A 25,155-nucleotide genomic window follows, 5' to 3' on the forward strand; every position below is an offset into this window, starting at 1 on the left:
CCAGTTTATGTTGCCCTTTTCCTCCTTGACGGCGGTGTCACCTGTTGACGGACGATACGCCTCAAAAGCAGAAATGTTACGCCCTATTTTCAGTGAGTACGGACTGATTAAATTTCGAGTGACTGTTGAGGTTCGTTGGTTGCAATTATTAGCCGACGTTGACGGTATTAAAGAAGTACCTGCGCTGAGTAAAGAAGCAACACAGATACTGAACTCCATTGTTGAGAATTTCTCGGTAGACGATGCTGAGCGCATAAAAACTATTGAACGTACCACCAACCACGACGTGAAAGCGGTTGAGTACTTTCTGAAAGAGAAAGTGGCAGATAACGAAGAGCTGAATAAAGTTTCCGAGTTCATCCACTTTGCCTGTACGTCCGAAGACATTAATAATCTTTCTCATGGTTTAATGCTGAACACAGCTCGCGATGAAGTATTACTGCCTATGATGCGGGAGTTGGTCGACCGGGTTAAAGAGCTGGCGAAAGAACACAAAGCGGTTCCTATGATGGCTCGTACACACGGGCAACCGGCAACGCCAACCACAATGGGCAAAGAATTTGCAAACGTTGCCGTGCGCTTACAACGTCAGCTGGCACAGCTTAAAGCTGTTGACGTTATGGGTAAAATAAACGGTGCTGTCGGTAACTACAACGCACACCTGGCAGCCTACCCTAACGTTGACTGGCACCATATTTCAGAACAATTTGTTACTTCATTAGGCTTGAGCTGGAATGCTTACACAACGCAAATTGAGCCGCATGACTATGTTGCTGAATACTTTGATGCATTAGCTCGCTTTAATACCGTACTCATTGATTTTGATCGTGACGTATGGGGCTATATTGCATTGAACCACTTTAAACAACGTACTGTTGAAGGCGAAGTTGGCTCATCAACCATGCCTCATAAAGTAAACCCTATCGACTTTGAAAACTCCGAAGGTAACCTGGGTATTGCAAACGCTGTTATGCAGCATTTAGCTCAGAAACTGCCTATTTCACGCTGGCAGCGCGACCTGACTGACTCAACTGTTTTACGTAATTTAGGCGTGGGTGTTGCCCATACTGTTATCGCATTCCAGGCGACCTTAAAAGGTTTGAGTAAACTGGAAGTTAACGAAGCCCGTTTAGCGGCTGAGCTGGATGAAAATTGGGAATTAATGGCGGAGCCGGTACAAACTGTTATGCGTCGCTACGGTGTTGAAAAACCATACGAGAAGCTAAAGACCTTAACTCGCGGTAAGCGTATTACCAGCGATGATCTGGCAAAATTTATTGACTCTTTAGACGTACCTGATGCAGCTAAAGACGAAATGAAAGCACTGACTCCGGCTAATTATATTGGCCGTGCCACGCAATTTGTTGATGATCTTGTATGAAATTAGCTTTTGATAAAGACGACTTCTTAGCAAATTACTGGCAGAAAAAGCCTTGTCTTATTCGACAAGGCTTTGCTGATTTTACCGACCCTGTAAGCCCCGAAATTCTGGCTGGACTGGCGATGGAAGAAGGCGCGGACTCTCGGGTTATTGAATCTCGGGCGGACACTGAGTCGGGTTGGTTAGTGACTCACGGTCCATTTGAGGACTACGAAAAGTTCGGAGAAACTGACTGGACTTTATTGGTGCAGTCAGTAAACGAGTGGCTACCCGACGTAGGTGAATTGATAACACCTTTCCGCTTTCTGCCCGACTGGCGCATCGACGATGTCATGGTCAGCTTTTCCTGTGAAAACGGCGGTGTCGGACCTCACATGGATCAGTACGATGTTTTTATTATTCAGGGCGCAGGCTCCCGACATTGGCGGGTGGGTGAACGACAAGCAATGCAGGAGCATCAGCCCGCGGAAGACCTCTGCCAGATAAAAGGCGAATTTAACGCTGTTATTGATGAACACCTGACTGCCGGTGACGTTTTATATATTCCTGCGGGCTGTCCTCATGACGGTATCTCGCTGGAACCGTCTTTAAACTACTCTGTTGGTTTTCGCGCTCCATCGAAAGCCGAGCTACTGCTACAGTTAGGTGATATTGCGATGCAACAGGAGTCGTTGCAGGACCGTTATCAAGACCCGACTCTTAGCAGCAAAAGTGTTTCATGGGTTATTGAAAAAACACAGCTAGATGCATTAAAGCAGTTTTTAAAAGATGCTTTAGAAAGCGACGAAACAGACGCATTATTGGCAAAAATTATTTCCCAGTCTAAACGCCCTCTTCCCGAGCCGGAGCTGCTAACCACCGCTGAGCAAATTCCGACTCTGCTCGCGCAGCAAAATGCGTTTATAGAAAAGGCCTCGGGCGCCCGTTTCTTAAAACTTAGCGACAAGCAATTTTACGGTAATGGCGAAGTTTTTCAGGTTGTACAAGAGGCTTTACCAGTGGCGGAATGGCTGGCGCAATTGCAAGGCTCTGAAGCTACTGAAGAATTAGCTAAATTGGCAAAATCTCCAGCCGAGTGTGAGCTAATTGCCGAAGCCATTAACCAGGGAATCATCTATTTATACATTGATGAATCTTAAGTGATTCTGTGTAAACAAGAGTTGATAAACGCCTGTTTAAATACCTAAATTTATTCGCATCTTAAAGTAGCGCGAGCCTTATCTAAATGGTAATGTTCGCGCAATTTTTGAAGCAATGAGGAAGTGAAACTCATGTCTCTATACGAGCATCCCGAATTTGATCACCACGAGCAAGTGGTGTTTTGTCATGATCAGGAATCAGGCTTAAAAGCCATTATTGCCATCCACGATACAACTTTAGGTCCAAGCCTTGGTGGTACTCGTTTATGGAACTACGCTTCTTCTGCCGAAGCGGTTACCGATGTACTGCGTCTGTCTCGTGGTATGACTTATAAAAGTGCAATGGCCGGTCTGCCTTTAGGTGGCGGTAAAGCCGTTATCATCGGCGACGCGAAGAAAATCAAAAGCGAAGAGCTCTTCCGCGCTTATGGTCGCTTCATCGAGTCTTTAAGTGGTCGTTACATTACCGCTGAAGACGTCAACATTCGTACTGAAGATATCGGTATGGTCGCAAAAGAGACCAGCTACGTTGCAGGTACCGCTGATAAAGCAGGCGACCCTTCACCGCATACGGCACTCGGTACTTACCTTGGTCTTAAAGCTGCTGCAAAACACAAATTAGGTAGCGAAGATCTTAAAGGCGTTAAAATTGCCGTTCAGGGTTTGGGTGCTGTTGGCTACGATTTTGCCAAGTACTGCGCAGAAGACGGTGCTGAGCTCATTGTTACCGATATAAACGAAGAAGCCGTTGAGCGTGCTGTTAAAGAACTGGGCGCGAAAGCCGTTGGTCTGGATGAAATCTATGGCGTAGAGGCTGACGTGTATGCACCATGTGCTTTAGGTGCCACTATCAATGACGAGACTTTAAAACAACTTAAAGTCAAAATTATTGCCGGCAGCGCGAATAACCAGTTAGCTAACCCTAAACACGATAAAGCGGTTAAAGATATGGGTATTTTATACGCTCCTGACTACGTGATTAATGCCGGTGGCGTTATTCATATTTGTTCAGAAGCTGCCAACTTTACTGTGGAAGAAACAGAAAAACGTGTGCGCGGTATATACGATACCTTAGATCAGCTTTTTGCCCGGGCACAGGACGAAGACCGCCCTACCGGAACAGTAGCTGATGAGATGGCACGCGAAATTATCGCCAAAGGTAAGCAGTAAACGTCACTGCAAATAAAAAGCCTGAGTTAACTCAGGCTTTGTAAGATTATCTCAAGCGGGTGTCTCACCCGCTTTTTTTCTATCCGCTTTATTTGTGAGCGACAAGAAAATCCAGTGACTAGTATTCCGCTGGCGCCGTATTCCTGGACAGCCTGTTGCCAGCCCATTTGATAAAGTCCCCGGCTGTCTTCCTGGTTCTGTTTCTCATGCCCAAATGTACCAGCCATGCCGCAACAGCCGACATTAACAATATTCAGCTTTAGACCCAGGCTTTGAAATAAAGCTTGCCATTGTTTAGCTGACTCAGGTACGAAACTCTGTTCGGTACAGTGCAGCATTAAACCGTAGCGACTAGTACTGAATGAACTGATGTCATCAAAGTTTAAGGTATTAAGCCATTCTACAACCGTCATTACATTAACTTCGGGCAATTGCCCGTCGCTAGCCTTGCGGTATTCGTCCCGGAATATCAGCGCTGTAGAACTGTCGGGGCCAATTAATGGAATATTAGCATCAGAAACAGGCTTTAACTGTTCAGTCACTTTTTCGGCTGTTTTCTCGAAGTCGCTGATAAATCCTTTCACGTGCTGAGCTTTACCATGTCCTATAAACGGCAGTAAAACCGGTGTGTAACCTAACTTTTTGATTAGCAGACCCAGCTTCAGAACCAGATCGGCCTCGTAGAAGGTTGTGAACGGATCCTGCGCAATAACCACCGCCTTTGACTTTTCATCCTCAGTCAGACTCATTATCTGCTCTGTGGTTAACTCAATAAGCCCGTTCCGGCGCCAGGCCGTTCTTAAGTTGGGCGTTGAGAATAACGGCGTATCGACATAGCCAATACCGTATTTGAGTACAAATCGGCTTAACGGATTATTAATCAGTACATTACTCAACCTGGGAAACTTACTCGCTATCGGCGCGGTCTTTTCAATACCTTTAACCAGATAGTCTTTTAACGGACGAGCGTATTTACTGTAATAATGATCATAAAAACGAGCGCGGAACGTCGGCACATCGACACTGACTGGGCATTGGTTGGTACACGCCTTACAAGCCAGGCATTTGTCCATGGACTCTTTCACTTCGTGGCTGAAATCATTTTTTCCAGTAAACCGGTTAAGCTGGCGTTTCGCAAAGCCCAATGATTCTGGCTTTTCAGCCGCGTTATAGCCGGCGTTGTGCGTAAGCCGTAACCATTCACGTAAAAGCCCTGCCCGCCCTTTGGGCGAATAACGACGGTCCCGCGTTACCTTATAAGAAGGACACATTGCGGATTTAGGATCGTAATTAAAACACAAGCCATTACCGTTACAGTCCATCGCGTTTTTATAGCTGTCGCGTGTAGCCACCGGTATTTGACGATCAAAGAAGCCGCGCTTAACGGCATCGACAGAAACAAGTTCGGCATCGGTGTTAAACGGTGTGCAGATTTTTCCCGGGTTTAGCTGGTTAAAAGGGTCAAAGCTGGCCTTAATTTTTCGCAACTCGGTATAGAGATGCTCACCAAAAAATGCCGGTACGTACTCTGAGCGATACCCTTTACCGTGTTCGCCCCACATGAGTCCGCCATATTTTTGTGTTAGCTCGGCAACTTTATCACTGATTTGCCTGAGCATGACTTCATCTTCCGGCTCACACAAATCCAGTGCAGGCCGCACATGTAAAACTCCGGCATCAGCGTGCCCAAACATGCCGTAATGCAGCCCATTAGCATCTAAAAGAGCACGAAACTCATTAATAAAATCAGCCAGTTTCTCCGGAGGAACTGCGGTGTCTTCAGCAAAAGCAACGGGTTTACGACGCCCTTTTGTAGCGCCCAGCAAGCCCACCGATTTTTTCCGCATAGCATAAATAAGCTGGATACTGGGCAAATCGTCACAGACTTGATAGCCAATAACCCCTTTGCTGTCTTTGCTTTTAATCAGCTTGTCCAGACGTTGGGTTAAAGAATTAACTTTACTGTCTATTTCTTCCTGATTTAACCCGGTGAACTCAACCATGTTGATGCCATCCATGCGCTGACCTTCAACATCAGACAACAACGGCTCAACTGACTTCCAGATTATATCCTGACGTGCAAGATTCAGTACGGTACTGTCAACCGTCTCTACAGAGGTTGCTTTGGCATCAACTAAGAAAGGAGAGTTTTCTAAAGCAGCCTGGAAATTTGAATATTTTACGTTCACCAATACCCGATGCTTGGGAATAGGAGTAATATTCAGCCGGGCTTCACTGACAAAGCCTAAGGTTCCTTCTGAGCCAGCAATGATTCGCGAAACATCTATCTTTTGCTGCTCGGCGTTATAGGCATGTTTCAAGTCATAACCGGTTAAAAAACGATTCAGCGGCGGAAATTTATCACGAATACTCTCAGCTTCCCCCACGCAGGTATCAATAACCTGCCTGTAAATTCGGGCAATGCGATTATCCCGCCGCGCGACGGTTTCGGCCTGTTCAAGCGAAACCGATCCGCTATCAAGTACAGAACCGTCAAGCAGCACAGTTTTTAAACCAAGAATGTGATCGCTGGTTTTACCATAAACCAACGAGCCCTGACCCGACGCGTCAGTATTGATCATTCCGCCAAGAGTCGCACGATTACTGGTCGATAAGTCAGGTGAAAAGAAATAGCCATGAGGGCGTAAAATATCGTTGAGCTGATCCTTTACCACCCCGGCCTGCACTCGCACCCAGCCTTCTTTCGGGTTAACTTCCAGCACTTTATTCATATGGCGGCTTAAATCCACCACAATACCGGAAGTTAAAGACTGGCCATTGGTGCCGGTGCCACCTCCACGGGGAGAGAACTGCACACTGCTGTTGCTTTCCTGACCAGCCAGCTTCATCAGCAACACAAGGTCGGCTTGATTCAGAGGATACAAAACCGCCTGAGGCAGGTTTTGGTAAACGCTGTTATCCGTGGCCGCGATTAAACGGCCCGAATAACTCACGTCAATTTCACCTGCAAACTCTGAGCTTCTTACCTGCTCAATAAAGTGCCGGTAGTCATCTGGTAACGCATTCTCAGCAGCAATCTCAGGTAATACAGTCATACTTACAGATTTTCCGCCAGATACATCCAGGTCTCAATAACAGTGTCCGGGTTCAGCGATACCGAATCAATGCCCTGATCAACCAACCAGGCTGCAAAGTCAGGATGATCCGACGGTCCCTGACCACAAATGCCAACGTACTTGCCGCGTTTCTTCGCCGTTTGAATGGCCATGGCTAGCAGTTTCTTCACAGCTTCGTCACGTTCGTCAAATAAGTGCGCGATAACGCCGGAATCACGATCCAGGCCTAAAGTTAACTGGGTTAAATCGTTAGACCCAATAGAAAAACCGTCGAAGATATCGAGGAATTCGTCAGCCAGCAGAGCATTAGAAGGCAGCTCACACATCATAATAACGCGTAAACCATTTTCGCCCTGAACCAGTCCCTGCTCGGCCAGAAGTTCAATAACCTTACGGCCTTCTTCAAGAGTTCTGACAAACGGGATCATGATTTCGATATTGGTCAGACCCATATCGTTACGAACGCGTTTAATAGCTTCACACTCTAGTGCAAAGCAGTCACGGAATTCTTCAGAGATATAACGTGAAGCGCCACGAAAACCCAACATTGGGTTTTCTTCGCCAGGTTCATACTGCTTTCCGCCAATAAGGTTGGCGTATTCGTTCGACTTAAAGTCAGACATACGCACAATCACGCGTTCTGGTGAGAATGCGGCTCCTAAGGTAGAAATACCTTCGGCTAAACGCGCTACGTAGTATTCACGTGGGCTACTGTAACCAGCCATCATACTATCAATTGTTTTTTTCAGCTCATCGCTTTGCTGGTCGTAATTAAGCAAGGCTTTAGGGTGAACACCTATCATGCGGTTAATAATAAACTCGAGGCGAGCCAGGCCAATACCAGCATGAGGCAAGCCGGCAAAATCGAAGGCTCTGTCCGGGTTCCCCACGTTCATCATAATTTTTAATGGCAGATCCGGCATGGCATCAATTTGTGATTCGGTAATATCAAAGTCCAGTTCGCCCTGGTAGATATAACCCGTGTCGCCTTCGGCACAAGAAACCGTAACGGCCTGACCATTACTGATATGGTCAGTTGCGTCACCGCAACCAACAACCGCCGGAATGCCCAGTTCGCGTGCAATAATCGCTGCGTGGCAAGTACGACCACCACGGTTAGTCACAATGGCCGCCGCTCGTTTCATAATGGGTTCCCAGTCAGGGTCGGTCATATCAGTAACTAATACATCGCCCGGCTGCACTTTATCCATTTCGCTAATGTCATTCAGAACACGAGCAACACCTCGACCAATACGCTGGCCAATAGCGCGACCTGTGCAGACAACGTCACTTTTTGCTTTTAACGCAAAACGCTCAATGGCTTGCCCTTTTTGGTTTGACTGAACTGTTTCCGGGCGCGCCTGAACAATATACAGCTTGCCGTCGACGCCATCTTTTGCCCACTCAATGTCCATTGGGCGACCATAATGCTCTTCAATGATCAGAGCTTGCTTCGCCAGTGTTTCGACTTCCTCGTCGGTTACCGAGAAGGTCAGGCTCTTCGACTTTTCTATATCTTCAATTAGTGTCTGTTTTCCATGCTCTCTGTCGTCAGAGAAAATCATCTGGATTTTTTTGCTGCCCAGCGTTCTGCGCAGTACTGAAGGACGCCCTGCTTTTAACGTTGGCTTATGTACGTAGAACTCGTCAGGGTTAACCGCGCCCTGCACGACCATCTCGCCTAAACCGTAAGACGATGTAATGAAAACCACATCATCAAAGCCTGACTCTGTGTCAATGCTGAACATTACCCCGGACGAGGCAATGTCACTGCGCACCATGCGCTGTATACCAGCCGACAACGCAACACCGCGGTGGTCGTAGCCCTGGTGAACGCGATAGGAAATAGCACGGTCGTTAAATAGCGAAGCGAATACGTGCTTGATGGCTTCCATTACATGGGACAAACCACGTACATTCAGGAAGGTTTCCTGCTGGCCGGCAAATGAAGCATCTGGCATATCTTCTGCCGTCGCAGAACTGCGTACGGCAAAGCTAAATTCGTCGTTGTTCTCACTTAACTCAGCAAAAGCGTCTTTAATAGCCGCTTCAAATTCCGGCTGAAAAGGCGTATCGATAATCCATTGGCGGATTTCTTTGCCAGCCTGAGCCAAGGCTTGCACGTCGTCAACATCAAGCGTGTCGAGCAAATCGTGAATACGATCGTTTAAACCACTTTGCTCCAGAAACTGGTTATAGGCATCAGCCGTTGTTGCAAAACCACCGGGCACTTCAACTCCTGCTCCGGCTAAGTTACTGATCATCTCACCCAGCGAGGCATTTTTGCCTCCTACTCGGTTTACGTCCTGCATTCCCAGATGTTGGTACCAAACTACGTATTCTTGCACGTCACAATCCTTAATTGATTTTTCGGCATGGAAGTGGCATCTATTTTACACGCTGTGGCCCAACAAGTTAATATCGAACCTACAATCGCTTAAAAAGAGATTAGCCAGTGCGCTATGCATTTTACATTTCAGACGGTACAGCATTAACCGCCGAGGCCTTTGGCCACGCGCTTTTGTCCATGTTTCCGGTCAATTTTGAACACAAGACATTGCCTTTTATCGATAGTCAGGAAAAAGCAAATGAAGTGTGTAAAACAATAAAAAAAGCCGTTTCCGACAGTGGTGAGCCGCCTTTAATCTTCCATACTTTCGTTAACGAGAAGCTAAAAGCAAAAATTACCAACTGTGGAGGCATCTGCTACGACTTTTTAGACCACTTTGTTGCGCCGGTGGAAAAAGAGCTCGGCGTTAAAGCGGAACCGAAAACACATCGTACCCATGGTGTACATAAAAACTACAATTTCAGAATAGATGCCATTAATTACGCGCTGGATAACGACGATGGCAAACGCTTAAACCAACTGGATAAAGCTGACCTGATTTTAATTGGGGTGTCGCGTACAGGGAAAACACCGACCAGCTTATACCTGGCCATGCAATACGGAATTAAGGTTGCAAACTACCCTTTAACTGACGATGACGACTTTGAACGACTGCAATTGCCTAAAGAACTTAAGCAGTATCGTCATAAGCTGTTTGGCCTGACCTTGTCGTCACAGCGTTTACATGAAATTAGAAGTCAGAGACGGGAAGGCAGTCAGTACGCCTCTATGGCGCAGTGTCGATTTGAGCTCGCCGAAGTTGAAAGGCTCTACAGCCGGGAGGCCGTACCTTTTATCAACTCCACTCATTATTCGGTAGAAGAGATAGCCGCAAAAATTCTGGCTAAAACAAACTTAGAGCGGCACCGTTATTAATGCCGCTCTAGCATTCTTAAAAGCTACACTTTATTTAGCGTTGGTGCTTTCAAAAATTTTGTCCGCCGACGCTGCAACAAAGCCGGTATACAGTTTGCCGTCTTCAATCTCGTAGCGCTTAGCAAACTCGTAGAAGCAACTGGGGATCTCGACAGTCTTATCAGAAAACTCAACCGGATGACGGTCAGCCATAGTTGATGATTGTTCCAGATAAACCTCCGGAGAACCTTTGATTTCACCGCCAGACGCATTCAGTTTGAAGCCATTGTCTTTTAACTTCTGGTTTACCTGCTCAAGCGTTTTATAGCCCGGTAACTGGTTAACGCTCACCGTAAAGTGGTTAGCGCAATAGCCAAATGCAGCCATCCACGCAGCATACTCACTTTCTTCCAGCAGTGACTGGTAATCGGCATAACTGACTTTCCAGTGCGTACCCGAATAAAGAAAGTCCGACTTTTTGGTGTCTTCAACCGAAACCTGAGCCACCATATCTTTGACTTTGCTCTGCAGTTCATCAGAAAATTCAGCAGTCATTAGTTCGCTGATGAATACTTTTGGTAACTCAGGATCTTCATGTTCAAAATGTTTTGCGCGCAGTTTTTTCGCTTCAAAGTGGTAGTCACCACCCTCTTTGTAACCTAAGTCCAGAAAATGTTGTGCCAGTACTTCCAGACCAACCGGACTGATATCAAAGGTACGAAAAGCTACGTGATCGTTAACGATCGGATGCCCTTCGCCTAAGATTTGATGCACTCTCTTTGCGGAAGGCGTACGCGATAAATAATCTTGCCACAAGTTTTCAAATAACACTTCTACCTGTTGCGACATATAAAAATATACCTCTTAAATATCCGGTTAAAGGGGATGATCAACCCGCGCCGTTGCGGGCTGCTTTTAATGATTCTGCAACTAAAAACGCCAATTCTAGCACTTGATCGGCGTTCAGTCGTGGATCGCATTGAGTGCGATAACGACTGGACAAATCTGCTTCACTTATACGGTAGGCACCGCCGGTACATTCTGTAACATCTTCACCGGTCATTTCCAGATGGATACCCCCTGGGTAAGTGCCTTCAGCTTGATGAATCGCAAAGAAATGCCTCAACTCTTTATGTATGGCGTCAAAATTCCGGGTTTTCAAGCCATTATCAGCCTTAATCGTATTGCCATGCATCGGGTCGCTCGACCAGACCACATTGCGACCTTCCTGTTTCACACGACGCACCAATTCAGGCAATTTATTCGCAAGATTGTCTGCACCCATACGAGTAATAAGCGTTAAACGACCAGGTTCGTTGTCAGGGTTCAGTGCATCAATTAATTGAATGAGCTCGTCGCCTGGCATAGTTGGACCTACTTTTACCCCAACGGGGTTATGAATGCCGCGCATAAACTCGACATGAGCCTGGTCCAACTTACGAGTGCGCTCTCCAATCCAGACCATATGTGCAGAACAGTCATACGGTAAGCCGGTTAATGTGTCGGTACGAGTCAATGCCTGTTCATAAGGCAATAACAGAGCTTCATGCGAGGTAAATAACGAGGTCTCGTGAATAGCGGCGTTATTTTCCGAGTTAATCCCCAACACTTCCATAAAGCGCAGCGCTGACTGAATTTCTTCGGCTATTTTCTGGTAACGCTCTTTTAACGGATTTGAAGCTATAAAGCTTAAGTTCCACTTATGCACTTTGTGTAAGTTTGCCAGACCGCCCTGCGCAAACGCTCGCAACAAGTTCATGGTCGCTGCGGAGTGATGATAAGCCTTAATCATACGTTCGGGGTCAGGTTGACGAGCCATTTCATCAAATTCTGAACCATTAATGATGTCACCACGATAACTGGGCAGACTGAGGTCTCCGATGGTTTCAAAGTCACTGGAGCGCGGCTTCGCATACTGCCCTGCCATGCGTGCGACTTTTGTTACCGGACATGAGCCTGCAAACGTCATGACAATGGCCATTTGCAGAATGACCTTAAAAGTGTCACGAATTTTCGGTGCATTAAAGTCACTAAAGGATTCAGCACAATCGCCGCCCTGCAGCAGGAAACCCTCTCCTACACAGACATTCTTTAACTGGTTTCTTAATGCTCGTATCTCTTCTGCGAACACCAGAGGCGGGAACTGACTCAGTTGCTGTTCTACAGCCTGCAACTGCGACGGATCTGAATACTTCGGTTGTTGTTCTATTGGCTTATCGCGCCAACTGCGCGCACTCCATTGGGCCATAACAAAAATTTATCCGCTTTATCGGTGAGTAAGAGTTAAGAATGTACCTCTGTATCCCTTGAAAAGCAACGACTAACGCCGTTGCTCAAGAGCATGAATTCGTTCATCTAAAGGCGGGTGACTCATAAACAACTTAGACATAGTTGAGCGCTTTCCTTTAATACCAAACGCCAGCATAGTGCCATCAAGTTCAGACTCTTTGCCCTGCTGTAAGCGGCGTAAAGCAGCAATCATTTTTTGTTTACCGACTAAATCAGCAGACCCGGCATCCGCTCTGAATTCCCGCTGACGAGAGAACCACATAACAATGGTGCTGGCTAACACGCCAAATACGATTTCCAGCAACATTACGACACCATAATAAGCGAATCCGCCGCCCCGCTGATTATCACCGCCCCGCATTATCGCGCTGGCAATGATCCGTGCAAAAAACATCACAAAAGTATTTATCACACCCTGGATTAGCGTCAGTGTCACCATATCGCCATTAGCAATGTGACTAATTTCATGTGCAAGAACCGCCTCAACTTCATCGGCATTCATGCTTTGCAGTAGCCCGGTACTGACCGCAACCAATGAAGCATTTTTACTGCGACCGGTAGCAAAGGCGTTAGGCTCCGGCGACTGATAAACCGCGACCTGAGGCATAGGCAACCCTGCTTTTTGCGCCTGTTGCTGAACGGTGCGTAACAACCATTCTTCAGATTGGTTCTGCGGTTTTTCTATAACTCTGGCCCCGGTTGACCGAATAGCCATCCAGCGTGATATCCAGAGCGATACAAACGCACCACCAAAACCAAACAGCGCACAGAACACCAGTAAACCCACTGACCCTTGTGCATCAATGCCGGTTACCGCCATCACAATATTAAAGACCACGCTAACAACCAGCAAAATAGCCATGTTAGTCGCTAAAAACAGCAAAATTCTCTTCATTGCTCGTACTCCGGGGAACTTAATCTGCTAAGTTATGTGGGGGTATTTGGTCGTATTTCAATCTTACTTATGGAAATAAATGTTCAAATCTTTTTCTTCCCAACCTGGCGTGTAAGGAATATTAGCGAGCTCTTTCTCGCCCAGCAACTCGCGTAACGACACAAGATTCTCGGCCTGTCGCGGCATAGGTTCCGGCCCGGTTTGCACGGCTATCCAACCTGCAACCTCGCAACCTTCCTGTTTTATTGATTTCAGGCTGAGCAACGCATGGTTCAGGCAACCCAGTTTTAATCCAACCACCAGCACAACTTTCGCATTAATGTTTTTTACAACCTGTGGCATACGTAACCCCGGAGCCAGAGGTAACTGCCAGCCACCGGCACCTTCTATCACTAAACTGTCTATTGACTGCTCATGAAACCAGTCCACCGCTTTCAACAAGCGTTGTTTGTCTATGACCACGCCACTGTCTGCTGCCGCAATATGAGGCGCAATTGCGGCTTCAAAGGTATAGGGATTAACTCTCTCGTAATCAAAGGAAGTATTAGATTGACGCATTAAATTCAGAGCATCTTCATTCATCAACTGACCATTTTGCCAATAACAACCGGATGCCACTGGCTTCATAACCGCAACTTGTTGCGACTGCTTCACTAGATATTGAATAAAGGCACATGCCGCAACGGTTTTTCCTGCATCAGTGTCTGTTCCGGTAATAAAATAAGTGTTCATATCAACTTAAACTCAATGCTACTTAACTAATTTAATATTAAGAACTGACCATTCAAGTGGCAATCCCTGTAAGGTTCGATGATTCTCAAACGCATTTTCCAGTTGCTGTAGGCGGTTGCGCGTCATCAGTCCGGCGTTATCAGTTCGCCTCACATAGTTGGCACCAACCCCCTTAATACTGCCTATAAGTTCACGGACATTGGCAAAGTATTGAGTGTGTTCTTCTAACACGAATTCTGAGCGATGCCAGTTAACTGAACCGATTGCTCTCTGCACCCTCTCTGCGGACTTAAAGCGATGTGTGTGTTGCAAGTCATCCACTGCATTCCAGCTTTTTATGAAAGAATTGAAAGTGCCCTCGACAACAGTATTAATGGTTACAATTCCGCCTGGCTTTAAAACGCGATGAGCTTCCCTCATCGCTTGTTGTAACTTATCGACCCACTGCAAAGACAAATTAGCGAAAAGCCAGTCGACCGAATTGTCAGCTACAGGCAAAGCTTCCCATTCACCATTAAGCCAGCTCAGTTCAGGATAGTCAGCGGCAGCTTTAAGCAACATAGCAGGAGCAATATCAACACCAAGATAATGACTCGCACGGCGTAAGAGTTCTGCCGTCGTTGACGCAGGACCACAGCCTACATCCAGTACCTGACTTGCCTCGCGCGGCCCTAAACTTAATAGCCGGTTTGCTGTTAGTCGCTGGATACTCGCGTGCTGGTGATAGTCCTTTGCCGCCTTATTGAACTGCCGCGCAACAGCCTGTTGAAAATTCATTGGTTTCATAACTTAGATTTCATAACGGGGATTTCATAACTGGCTAAGAACCTCATCTACCCGGCTCCAGAATTGAGCGAGTTCGGGCGTCGACATTTCCGACGTTAAGCTAAAACGAATACGGGAGCTTCCCGCAGGTACTGTTGGCGGACGAATAACACTGCATAAATAGCCATGAGTCTGCAGTTGTGTTGCCATGTTTAGCGCGTCTTCATCGGACTTAAATAACCAGGTTTGTATGGCGGAATCTGAATCAATGGTTTTTAAACCGCGCTGTTTCAGCTGTTCCCGAAAATACTGGATGCGCTCAGCAAGTCTTCCGCGACGGTCATCGCCTTCTGCGCTGCGTACAATTTCTACAGAAGCTTTTATTGCAGCGGCCTGAGCTGGCGGCATCGCAGTGGAATAAATGTAATCACGACAAAACTGGATCAGACTTTCAATTTCGTCATCATCGGCACAAACAAAGGCTCCGCCGACACCTATGGCTTTCCCAAAAGTTCCGGTTATGACATCAGCAACAGAGGAGTCCACAGCTAATGAACCTCGACCCTCAGCGCCATACGCGGCTATTCCATGCGCATCGTCAAGCATAATTTTCAGATCATACTTGTGCTTTAAAGACGCCAGCTGGTTTAAATCACAGGAGTCGCCGTCCATGCTAAAAACGCCTTCAGTCACAAACCAGTCGCCGGGCGATGCTTTAGCAACCAAAGGCTCTGGTTGGTTATGCGGGTATCGCTTAAAACGCCCTTCGCCGTGCTGCATACCGTCAATAATTGAGGCATGAACCAATTTGTCGGCAAACAGCTTTTCTTGCTTATCGACTAGGGTTGTCAACACACCATGGTTTGCCGCGAAACCTGAGTTAAACAGCAAAGCCCTGGGTTTACCCAGCCATTCAGCCAGCAGCTCTTCCAGTTCCCAATGAGCCGCGCTGTAGCCGCTGAGTAAAGGAGAACCGGTACTGCCAACACCCCAGATATCAATAGCTTGCTTAAATGCACGCTTTATATCCGGGTGCTGGCTTAAGCCGAGATAATCATTGGTACTGAAATCCAATTGCCAATGAGTGTCGGAGCTACGTACCTTTCGCGAGCGAAACAGCGAAGAGCCTTTACGCTCATTAAGCCGCTGTTGATACCCCAACACGATTTTATCCACTCTCTATTCTCTGCCTATTCTCTACTAAGACGCGTCGTAGTATCGAACAGGATTTTGCTGTTCTTTAATCGCGTCTTCAATAACCGCGGTGTGAACTTCATCATCATAGCCATCACGCTGTTCAGGCTTTATACCCAGACGCTCGAACAAACGTAAATCGGCATCTGCTTCAGGGTTTGCGGTGGTCAGCAGCTTTTCGCCATAAAAAATAGAGTTAGCACCGGCCAGAAAACACAACGCCTGCATTTCATCGTTCATGTCCTCACGGCCAGCGGACAAACGCACGTGCGAAGCCGGCATTAGAATACGAGCTACGGCAACTGTGCGTACAAATTCAAAGTTATCTAAGTCTTCCAGCTTGGCAAAAGGTGTGCCTTCCACTTTAACCAGCATATTAATGGGGACACTTTCCGGGTGCTTAGGTAAGTTAGCCAGCTGCACTAATAAAGAGGCCCGGTCGGTTACGCTCTCGCCCATACCAACAATGCCTCCGGCACAGACTTTCATACCCGCATCACGCACATTATTCAGCGTATTCAGGCGATCCTGATAAGTTCGGGTTGTAATAATATCGCCGTAAAATTCAGGTGAGGTATCCAGATTGTGATTGTAATAATCAAGCCCTGCCTGCTGCAGCATTTTGGCCTGTTCATTACTTAACATGCCAAGTGTCATACAGCTTTCCAAACCTAAAGCTTTGACGCCTTTGATCATTTCAATAACGTAAGGCATATCGCGGTCTTTCGGATTACGCCAGGCGGCACCCATGCAAAAACGGCTCGCACCCTTCTCTTTCGCAGCCTGCGCTTCAGCCAGCACACTTTCTACAGCCATCAAACGCTCGCGATCCAGCCCGGTGTGATAATGCGCGCTTTGTGGGCAATATTTACAGTCTTCTGGGCAGGCACCGGTTTTAATCGACAACAAAGTGCTGACCTGAACTTCGTTCGGGTTAAAGTGCTGGCGATGCACGGTTTGCGCTTCAAAAACTAAGTCATTCAACGGCATCTGCAAAAGATTCTGAACTTCTTCAATGGTCCAGTCGTTACGAATTTGTGGCATGGTAAATCTCGTGTGCTTGGCAAATTATGGTCGACTAGAATAATCCAGCTCGATACACTGTCAATATACTTTCAGTTTAATACTTTACAATAGATTACTTTATGAGCAAAAGCGATATCGAATTTGATCGACAGCACATTTGGCACCCATACACCTCCATGCTGAACCCTCTACCCGCTTATAAAGTCGAGTCTGCGAAAGATTGCACATTGACCCTGGACACCGGGCATCAGGTTATTGACGGCATGTCTTCCTGGTGGGCTGTTATTCACGGATACCGTAATCCACGCTTAGATGCCGTTGCTCATAGTCAGATAGATAAAATGAGCCACGTTATGTTTGGCGGTATCACGCATCAACCCGCTATTGATCTTGCCCGACGTCTTATTGAAATGACTCCGGAGCCTCTGCAACGAGTATTTATTGCCGATTCAGGCTCTGTCAGCGTTGAAGTAGCCATAAAAATGGCCTTGCAGTACTGGTTGGCGCAGGAACGTCCGGAGAAGCACCGACTGCTAACCATCAAAGGCGGTTACCACGGCGACACCTTTAAAGCGATGTCGGTTTGCGATCCGGTCAACGGCATGCACCATCTTTTTAATAAGGCTATTAACTCTCAGCTCTTTGCCGATGCCCCATCGCTAACCCCGGACGAGGACTGGGCAGAGACCGCGGGTGACGAGCTCAGACACTGGTTCGAGCGACATCACGGCGAGTTGGCGGCTATTATTCTCGAACCTATTGTTCAGGGAGCCGGTGGCATGCGTTTTTATCACCCTGAATATCTAAAGCTAATACGCCAGCTTTGTGACGATTTTGATGTACTACTGATAGCGGATGAAATTGCGACAGGCTTTGGTCGTACCGGCAAGTTATTCGCCTGCGAACACGCAGGAATTACACCTGACATTCTCTGCGTTGGTAAAGCTCTGACCGGTGGTTACATGACGCTGGCGGCCGCGTTGACCACGAAAAAGGTAGCAGAAACCATTGGTCACGGCCCCGGCGGCGGAGCATTAATGCACGGCCCCACATTTATGGGCAACCCTTTAGCTTGTGCCGTTGCGGCTGAGTCGCTGGCGATTATTGCAGAAGGCAAATGGCAACAACAAGTAGCCGAAATAGAAGCCCAGTTAAAGCAGGAGCTTCTTCCTCTGGCTAAGTATAGTGCGGTTAAAGACGCGCGGGTTTTCGGGGCTATTGGCGTACTAGAAATGCATCATCCCATTGATGTCGCAGTTGCGCAGAAACGTTTTATTGAATTAGGGGTGTGGATACGCCCGTTCGGACGCTTACTTTATATTATGCCGCCCTATGTTATTTCTACGAACGAGCTCAACCGTTTAACCGTTGCAATGAAAGACTATGCTGAAACTCAGAGCTCTATTAAAAGGTTTAATAACCAAAGAAGTAAAGAGACAAGCCGCCTAAACAGCTCATGATCAGTATCAGGATATTGATCCACAGGTGCTGCTTGTCCTGACGGAAAAGAATATAATTTAGTGCAAGGCTGAGCAAACTCACGCAGAGCCCAATAACCAAAAGGATGACAAATAAGTCACCTAATGTGATCTGCCAGTAGTCACGGACAGATATCCCGAAAATTTCAGTTAAAATGGTGTTACGTTCGGGTTTTGCATAATTAAAGACAACGGCGGCAATAACAAAAATAAGCCAGCCAAAAATAGACAGCCATCCCAGAACGCGTGACCAAAATGGTACTTGCTTTAAATCCGCTAAGGATCCCCTTTTCATAATTTTTCTCTCTGTTCTCAGGGGTTATACTTGAGTCTGCGCCAAAGCGCGGTAACATAGCAACCTTTCTATAGCAAAATAGTGCAAATTTCGGAGAAAACCAACTCATGTCGTATGCTTCTGTAGTGGATGTTCTGACGGGAAAAGTCGCTGTCGATGAAACCGTCACAGTCCGGGGCTGGGTGCGCACCCGCCGTGATTCTAAAGCCGGTATTTCCTTTATTAACCTGCACGATGGTTCGTGTTTTGATGCCATTCAGGCCGTGGTTCCGGCAGAACTTCCCAATTACAGTAATGAAGTGCAGAAGCTGACGACCGGTTGTTCTGTTGCTATTACCGGTGTGGTGGTTCCATCTCAGGGCAAAGGTCAGTCTTTCGAGCTACAGGCAACCAAAGTTCATGTATATGGCTGGGTGGAAGATCCCGATACCTACCCTATGGCTCCTAAACGTCATAGCATGGAATACTTACGTGAATACGCGCATTTGCGTCCGCGTACCAACATTACCGGTGCGGTCATGCGTGTGCGTAATGCGTTATCTCAGGCTATTCATCGCTTCTTCCATGAGGAAGGTTATTTGTGGGTGAGTACACCAATCATCACGACTTCCGATTGTGAAGGTGCCGGTGAGATGTTCCGTGTTTCAACACTGGACATGCTGAATATCCCGAAAACAGATAAAGGCGAAGTCGACTACTCTGAAGACTTTTTCGGCAAAGAAGCGTTTTTAACGGTGTCGGGTCAGCTGAACGTAGAGTCTTACGCTTGCTCTTTATCTAAAGTTTATACATTCGGCCCAACCTTCCGTGCTGAAAACTCGAACACCAGCCGTCACTTGTCTGAATTCTGGATGGTAGAACCCGAGCTGGCGTTTGCCACTTTAGATGATGTTGCCGGCTTAGCCGAAGCCATGCTTAAGTATGTGTTTAAAGCCGTTCTGGAAGAGCGCCCGGACGACATGGCGTTCTTTGCCGAGCGCATTAACTCTGACGCCATCAGCCGTTTAGAAGCCATTGTTAATAATGACTTTGTGCATATGGATTACACCGATGCCATTGAGATACTGAAAAACTGCGATAAAAAGTTTGAGTATCCGGTTGAATGGGGTGTGGATTTACAATCAGAGCACGAGCGCTACTTAGCTGAAGAACATGTCGGCGCACCAATTATTCTGAAAAACTATCCGCGCGATATTAAAGCGTTTTACATGCGTCAGAACGAAGACGGCAAAACCGTTGCCGCTATGGACGTTTTAGCGCCAGGTATTGGTGAGATTATTGGTGGTTCCGCCCGTGAAGAACGTTTAGACATTCTTGACCAGCGCATTGAAGAAATGAACCTGCCAAAAGAAGAGTACGGCTTCTACCGCGATTTACGTCGTTACGGTACTGTTCCTCACGCCGGTTTTGGCCTGGGTTTTGAGCGCTTAGTGGCTTATGTTACCGGCGTACAAAATATTCGTGACGTTATACCTTTCCCTCGGGCTCCGAGAAGTGCTGAATTTTAATCCAGCACTAAGTCATTACCGTTCATGAAAAATGGTGATGAATCTTTCTGAGGCTTTATTGGCGTAGGGACTGCAGGTGTCCCTACGTATAAAAAGCCGACAATGGCGTCGTCCACAGATAATCCCAACTGCTCCTTGATAAAGTCGTCCTCAGCCATCCATCCGGTACGCCAAATAGCACCTATACCTTGTGCAAAAGCCGCTTGCTGCATGCCGTGAGTTGCACAGGCAACCGTACATAGTTGCTCATCACGGGGGACTTTCGGATGTTCCTGAAAACATAGACAAGAAACAATTATCATTGGTGCCCGGAAAGGCAGCTGCCCAGCCTGCTCTATGACCGTTTCCGAAAAGTCATTAAGGCGGGCAGCCTGCTGGTAGATATCCGCCAGAATCTGCCTATCTTTTCCCTGAAACTGAATAAACTGATATGGCGTTAGTCCCATATGATCAGGCGCACGAACAGCTGCGGCCTTAATTAACTCCAGTTGCTCTATAGTAGGACCGGGTTCACTCAAACGCGGCATGGAGGAACGGCTGGTTAATAACTCTTCGGCATTCATACTTCACCTTATTCAATGTGTAATGGTTAGTTACATTCTCTGACTGGTCTGTCACTCAGACATTCGATATGCTAAGGCCTGATTTTATTAGATAATGAGAATTCAACTATGCGCTCAATCTTCAGTTATTTGTGGAAAATAATCAACGGTACACGCAAGGTCATTTTGAACCTTGTGTTCTTTTTAATACTTGCTGTTCTTCTCGTTAGCTTATTTAGCGGAGAAGATCCTATTGAAGTGCCTGAAAATGGCATTCTGGTTCTGAATCCTAATGGCATGTTGGTTGAAGAAAAAACCTGGGTTGATCCTTTTAGCCAATTCCTGAGCGAAGCGATGGGAAGCAGCGATGAAATTCCTGAGGTTCTGTTATCTGATGTGGTCGACTCAATTGAAAAAGCCAAAACAGATGAGCGTATAGGCGCACTGTATTTAAACTTACAAAACTTGTATCCAAGCGGACTCAATAAGTTACAGGCAGTTGCCGAGGCTCTTGACGATTTCCGTACCTCTGGTAAACCCATTATCAGTAATGCTGATTACTATGATCAGCATCAGTATTATCTTGCAGCGCATGCAGATCAGCTTTACCTAAACCCAATGGGCGGAGTCGTATTTGAAGGACTTGATTACACTCAACTCTACTTTAAAGATTTACTCGACAAGCTTAAAGTTCAGCCTCAGGTCTTTAAAGTCGGTAAATTTAAAGCTGCGGTTGAACCTTTCATTCGTAACGACATGTCTGATGAAGCACGTGAAGCCAATGAGTTTCTTTATTCAGCGTTATGGGATAACTTCCGCACCGATGTCACAGCAGCCCGTAACATTAATCCGTTAGTTACCAGCGGTAAGATTGACGATTACATGTCTGCATTTAACAGTGCAAACGGCGACATGGCCAAAATGGCGTTAGAGACGAATCTGGTAGATGCTCTACGCACGCGTACTGAAGTTCGGAACGAACTGATTAACTTAGCAGGCCATGACAAAGAAGAAGATACCTTTCGACATATCACTTACGACAATTACCTGGCTTCCGAAATGGAAGTTCCGGAGAGCCTGCAACCCACCGATCGAAACCAGATTGCTGTCGTCGTTGCCCGCGGGCAAATCGTTAATGGCTCGCAAAAAGCTGGCATGATCGGAGGTGATAGCACAGCGAAACTCATCCGCGAAGCACGTAATAACGAACAGACCAAAGCTATTGTATTGCGTATAGACAGCCCCGGCGGTAGCGCCTTTGCTTCTGAAATTATTCGTCAGGAAATTTTGCAGGCAAAAGAAGCCGGCATTCCGGTGGTAGCTTCAATGAGCACGGTTGCAGCATCTGGTGGTTACTGGATTGCGGCAGATGCCGATAGAATTGTCGCTGCCCCAACCACCATTACCGGTTCAATTGGTGTCTTTGGCCTATTAATGACTTTAGAAGATAGTTTGGCCGCTATTGGCGTTCATAGCGATACCGTCAGTACTACAGAGATATCGAGGTTAAACCCACTGGAAGAAATGACTGAGTACCAAAAGAATTTGGTGCAAAGTTCGGTTGAAGCCACCTATGAAGACTTTTTGACTATTGTCAGCAACGCTCGAAACATGTCCCGCGACGACGTGCATGAAGTTGCTCAGGGCCGCATCTGGACAGGTAAGCAGGCAATGGAACGTGGATTAGTTGATCAACTGGGTGATTTTGATGATTCAGTAGCCGCGGCCGCTGAGCTCGCTGCCATTGATGATTACGACGTAAAAATTATTCAGCAAGAATTGTCATCGAAAGAGCAATTTTTTGCCAACATGTTTAACAGCTCTTCAGAGTACCTCCCTGTTTCCACTGTCGGTGGCGATGCTCAACATTGGTTAATGGGTACACTTAATAAAGTAAAATCTGAAACGGCGGTTTTACAAAACTTTAATGATCCTAAAAATGTTTACTCTTACTGTGCACTCTGCGTTCAACCGCGATAGAATTATCGCGGTTATTTCGCAGAGCACAGGAGTGAACTTTGCCTCGTAAAAAGATTTATGTCGCATACACTGGCGGCACTATAGGTATGAAAAAATCAGCTCAGGGTTATGTTCCGGTTGCGGGACACCTGAGCTGGTGCGTTGAAAACATGCCCGAATTCTTCCGTGATGAGATGCCTGAATTCACCATTAATGAATATTCACCATTAATGGACTCATCAAATATGACGCCGTCTGACTGGGTGACCATTGCTCGTGATATAGAGCAGAACTACGACGATTACGATGGTTTTGTCATTTTGCATGGTACCGATACTATGGCCTATACGGCCTCGGCTCTCTCCTTTATGCTACAAAATTTGAGTAAACCCGTTATTGTAACTGGTTCCCAGATACCTTTAGCCGCTCTGCGCTCTGATGGCCAGACTAACCTGCTCAATTCGCTTTATGTGGCTGCGAACTACCCTATTCCTGAAGTTGGTTTGTTCTTTAATAATACGCTTTACCGGGGGAATCGCTCCACCAAAGCAGACGCTAACGGATTTAATGCCTTTGCCTCCCCTAACTACCCGTCACTACTTGAAGCTGGAATCCAGATTCAACTAAACGCTGGAGAGCTCTCAGAACCCTCAAACCAGCCATTAAAAGTCATTGAAATGACACCTCAGCCAATCGGCGTGGTCATGCTTTATCCAGGGATCTCCGCTGAAATTATAAGAAACCAGCTTCAGCAACCGGTAAAAGCCATGATTTTACAAAGTTACGGAGTAGGTAATGCGCCGCAAGATGAGGCATTGCTAAGTAGCCTGAAAGCAGGAATAGATCAGGGCATCACCATTCTTAACTGTACTCAATGTTTTCGCGGACGGGTCAATATGGACGGCTACGCGACCGGCAATGCTCTTGCTGAAATTGGTATTGTGTCCGGCTCAGATATGACCATTGAGGCGGCACTGACTAAATTGCATTATCTGCTGTCACAAGATTTAAGCCTGAGTAAAATGCAGAAATTGTTACAGAAGAATTTACGTGGCGAATTAACTTCGCCATAATTTGACGCAGCTTAAATAATAATAAGAAAAATTATGGCAAATTCATCACCCGCGTTCTCAACCCGATTAGGGTTTATATTAGCCGCCGCAGGCTCAGCCGTTGGCGTTGGTAATATTTGGGGCTTCCCTACCCAGGCCGCCAGTAATGGTGGTGGTGCTTTTCTATTAGTCTATCTGATTATGATTATTTTACTGGCATATCCTATGCTGGTAGCAGAAATAACCATTGGCCGTATACGTCGTCAGAATCCAATAGAAGCATTACGTAACTTATCCGATAAACCCTTTTTAAGAGGCTCAGGTGCTATCGCCGGGGTCACTGGCCTTATTGTCTTAAGCTTAATATTGAGTTTTTACGCCATTGTATCGGGGTGGCTTGTTTCTTATATGCTGGCACCACTGATGGTTGTAATGGGTCAACCTGAAACCGCTCTGTGGTTTACTGAGTTTTCAGTATCACGAAACATAACCACCATGATATTTTTTATGCTGCTAACCGTTTACGTTGTACGTTCTGGTGTAAACAACGGCATAGAACGCTGGTCCAGACGGTTGATGCCATTATTGTTCATATTGTTGATTGGCATGTCCGCTTACATTTTAACGCAGGACGGTGCGATACAGGGCCTGAAAATGTATCTGCTTCCCGACTTCTCAACAATTACCGATCCGAACCTGATTATTCGAGCCATGGGGCAGGCGTTCTTCTCTTTGTCGCTCGGTGTTTGTGTCATGATGACTTACGGTGCGTACCTTTCAAACTCTGAGAACATACCTAAAACAGCGGCCTGGGTAGCGGGTATTGATACCAGCGTTGCGTTTTTAGCTGGCCTGCTCATTCTACCAGCGATGTTCGTAGCGCAATCTAATGGCGTCACCATTTATGCAGACGATGGTACCCTGCTCTCAGCGGATACTTTGGTTTTCACCGTATTACCTGCGATGTTCGATGCACTAGGTTACGCTGGACTATTTATGTCTTTTGGCTTTTTCCTGCTAATGGTTATTGCCGCTATTACCTCATCGATTTCTATGCTGGAAGCACCGGTCAATGCATTACGCGAAGAAGCAAACTGCGACCGTAGTAGTGGCGTCTGGATCATTGCGCTTATCGTAACCGCCATTTCCACGACGATAATCTATAACTTTGAACTACTTTTTGGCGCTGTTATTACCTTTAGCACCGTTTATATGCAGCCGATAATGGCGCTGGTGTTCGGTATTATGCTGACCTGGGTATTACGTCAAAATTATTTATTAAAAGCGTTAAAACAAGGCTCACCAGACATTGAGAAAAGCTTGTTCTGGAAGATATGGCCGTGGTACGTAAAGTTCATTTGCCCGATACTTATTCTATTGGTTATTTGGCGCGGTTAATAACCGTTGAA

At 46.6% G+C, this 25,155-nt stretch carries 20 protein-coding genes; 9 read left to right on the plus strand and 11 right to left on the minus strand.

Going from position 1 to position 25,155, the window contains the following annotated elements; translation table 11 throughout:
* Nucleotides 1-10 precede the first annotated feature (10 nt).
* The 3 genes from purB (at nt 11) to NJR55_RS10760 (ending at nt 3,690) form a co-directional block, all read left to right on the plus strand.
* Nucleotides 11-1,381, plus strand: coding sequence for an adenylosuccinate lyase (gene purB, locus NJR55_RS10750; protein WP_253620440.1), 1,371 nt, complete (start codon nt 11-13; stop codon nt 1,379-1,381).
* A complete protein-coding gene (locus tag NJR55_RS10755) occupies nt 1,378-2,520 on the plus strand; it encodes a cupin domain-containing protein (RefSeq protein ID WP_253619939.1) in 1,143 nt (380 codons plus the stop codon). Before purB ends, NJR55_RS10755 begins: the two co-directional genes overlap by 4 nt.
* A 132-nt stretch (nt 2,521-2,652) precedes the next feature.
* Complete coding sequence (locus NJR55_RS10760) at nt 2,653-3,690, plus strand: Glu/Leu/Phe/Val dehydrogenase dimerization domain-containing protein (protein ID WP_253619940.1); 1,038 nt, start codon at nt 2,653-2,655, stop codon at nt 3,688-3,690.
* Nucleotides 3,691-3,716: 26 nt separating this feature from the next.
* Here the strand turns inward: NJR55_RS10760 and ydiJ are convergent, their stop codons facing one another.
* On the minus strand, nt 3,717-6,746 hold the full coding sequence (gene ydiJ / locus NJR55_RS10765) for a D-2-hydroxyglutarate dehydrogenase YdiJ (protein WP_253619941.1): 3,030 nt from the start codon (nt 6,744-6,746) through the stop codon (nt 3,717-3,719).
* A 2-nt stretch (nt 6,747-6,748) separates the two neighbouring features.
* A complete protein-coding gene (gene ppsA, locus NJR55_RS10770; RefSeq protein ID WP_253619942.1) occupies nt 6,749-9,115 on the minus strand; it encodes a phosphoenolpyruvate synthase in 2,367 nt (788 codons plus the stop codon).
* A 107-nt stretch (nt 9,116-9,222) separates the two neighbouring features.
* On the opposite strand from ppsA, the gene ppsR reads away from it, so the two are divergent.
* A complete protein-coding gene (ppsR, locus tag NJR55_RS10775; protein ID WP_253619943.1) occupies nt 9,223-10,032 on the plus strand; it encodes a posphoenolpyruvate synthetase regulatory kinase/phosphorylase PpsR in 810 nt (269 codons plus the stop codon).
* Nucleotides 10,033-10,062: 30 nt separating this feature from the next.
* Here the strand turns inward: ppsR and NJR55_RS10780 are convergent, their stop codons facing one another.
* The 7 genes from NJR55_RS10780 to bioB form a co-directional block, all read right to left on the minus strand.
* Nucleotides 10,063-10,860 carry a DUF1338 domain-containing protein gene (locus NJR55_RS10780; RefSeq protein WP_253619944.1) on the minus strand — a complete coding sequence of 266 codons (798 nt, stop codon included), beginning with the start codon at nt 10,858-10,860 and terminating at the stop codon, nt 10,063-10,065.
* Between the two features lie 40 nt (nt 10,861-10,900).
* The gene (locus NJR55_RS10785; RefSeq protein ID WP_114981305.1) at nt 10,901-12,259 is read right to left on the minus strand and encodes a class II 3-deoxy-7-phosphoheptulonate synthase; all 1,359 of its coding nucleotides are present in this window, start codon (nt 12,257-12,259) and stop codon (nt 10,901-10,903) included.
* A gap of 72 nt (nt 12,260-12,331) precedes the next feature.
* Complete coding sequence (htpX, locus tag NJR55_RS10790) at nt 12,332-13,195, minus strand: protease HtpX (RefSeq protein WP_253619945.1); 864 nt, start codon at nt 13,193-13,195, stop codon at nt 12,332-12,334.
* 63 nt (nt 13,196-13,258) lie between these two features.
* A complete protein-coding gene (bioD, locus tag NJR55_RS10795; protein ID WP_253619946.1) occupies nt 13,259-13,927 on the minus strand; it encodes a dethiobiotin synthase in 669 nt (222 codons plus the stop codon).
* An 18-nt stretch (nt 13,928-13,945) separates the two neighbouring features.
* Nucleotides 13,946-14,704 carry a methyltransferase domain-containing protein gene (locus NJR55_RS10800; RefSeq protein WP_253619947.1) on the minus strand — a complete coding sequence of 253 codons (759 nt, stop codon included), beginning with the start codon at nt 14,702-14,704 and terminating at the stop codon, nt 13,946-13,948.
* 33 nt (nt 14,705-14,737) lie between these two features.
* Nucleotides 14,738-15,868 (minus strand): aminotransferase class I/II-fold pyridoxal phosphate-dependent enzyme, encoded by a 1,131-nt coding sequence (locus NJR55_RS10805; RefSeq protein WP_253619948.1) that lies wholly within the window; start codon nt 15,866-15,868, stop codon nt 14,738-14,740.
* A gap of 24 nt (nt 15,869-15,892) precedes the next feature.
* Entirely contained in the window at nt 15,893-16,930 is a 1,038-nt protein-coding gene (bioB, locus tag NJR55_RS10810; protein ID WP_011234570.1) for a biotin synthase BioB, read from the minus strand.
* A gap of 101 nt (nt 16,931-17,031) precedes the next feature.
* Here bioB and bioA point away from each other — a divergent pair, with 101 nt between their 5' ends.
* On the plus strand, nt 17,032-18,372 hold the full coding sequence (gene bioA / locus NJR55_RS10815) for an adenosylmethionine--8-amino-7-oxononanoate transaminase (protein WP_253619950.1): 1,341 nt from the start codon (nt 17,032-17,034) through the stop codon (nt 18,370-18,372).
* On the opposite strand, the gene NJR55_RS10820 is transcribed toward bioA, so the two are convergent.
* Nucleotides 18,326-18,685: a hypothetical protein gene (locus NJR55_RS10820; RefSeq protein ID WP_253619952.1), complete on the minus strand. Its 360-nt coding sequence runs from the start codon at nt 18,683-18,685 to the stop codon at nt 18,326-18,328. The genes bioA and NJR55_RS10820 overlap by 47 nt on opposite strands.
* 107 nt (nt 18,686-18,792) lie before the next feature.
* Between NJR55_RS10820 and asnS the strand changes: the two genes are divergently transcribed.
* Nucleotides 18,793-20,193, plus strand: coding sequence for an asparagine--tRNA ligase (gene asnS, locus NJR55_RS10825; protein WP_253619954.1), 1,401 nt, complete (start codon nt 18,793-18,795; stop codon nt 20,191-20,193).
* Here the strand turns inward: asnS and NJR55_RS10830 are convergent.
* Nucleotides 20,190-20,756: a nitroreductase family protein gene (locus NJR55_RS10830; protein ID WP_253619956.1), complete on the minus strand. Its 567-nt coding sequence runs from the start codon at nt 20,754-20,756 to the stop codon at nt 20,190-20,192. The genes asnS and NJR55_RS10830 overlap by 4 nt on opposite strands.
* Before the next feature lie 108 nt (nt 20,757-20,864).
* Here NJR55_RS10830 and sppA point away from each other — a divergent pair, with 108 nt between their 5' ends.
* From sppA to NJR55_RS10845, 3 genes are read left to right on the plus strand one after another with little or no spacing between them, the layout of a single operon-like run.
* Nucleotides 20,865-22,715, plus strand: coding sequence for a signal peptide peptidase SppA (sppA, locus tag NJR55_RS10835; RefSeq protein ID WP_253619958.1), 1,851 nt, complete (start codon nt 20,865-20,867; stop codon nt 22,713-22,715).
* A 38-nt stretch (nt 22,716-22,753) separates the two neighbouring features.
* On the plus strand, nt 22,754-23,767 hold the full coding sequence (gene ansA / locus NJR55_RS10840; protein ID WP_253619959.1) for an asparaginase: 1,014 nt from the start codon (nt 22,754-22,756) through the stop codon (nt 23,765-23,767).
* Nucleotides 23,768-23,800: 33 nt separating this feature from the next.
* On the plus strand, nt 23,801-25,144 hold the full coding sequence (locus NJR55_RS10845) for a sodium-dependent transporter (protein WP_253619961.1): 1,344 nt from the start codon (nt 23,801-23,803) through the stop codon (nt 25,142-25,144).
* Nucleotides 25,145-25,155: the final 11 nt, after the last annotated feature.

Origin of the sequence: Idiomarina rhizosphaerae, from assembly GCF_024159085.1 — a bacterium.
Lineage (GTDB): Bacteria > Pseudomonadota > Gammaproteobacteria > Enterobacterales > Alteromonadaceae > Idiomarina > Idiomarina rhizosphaerae.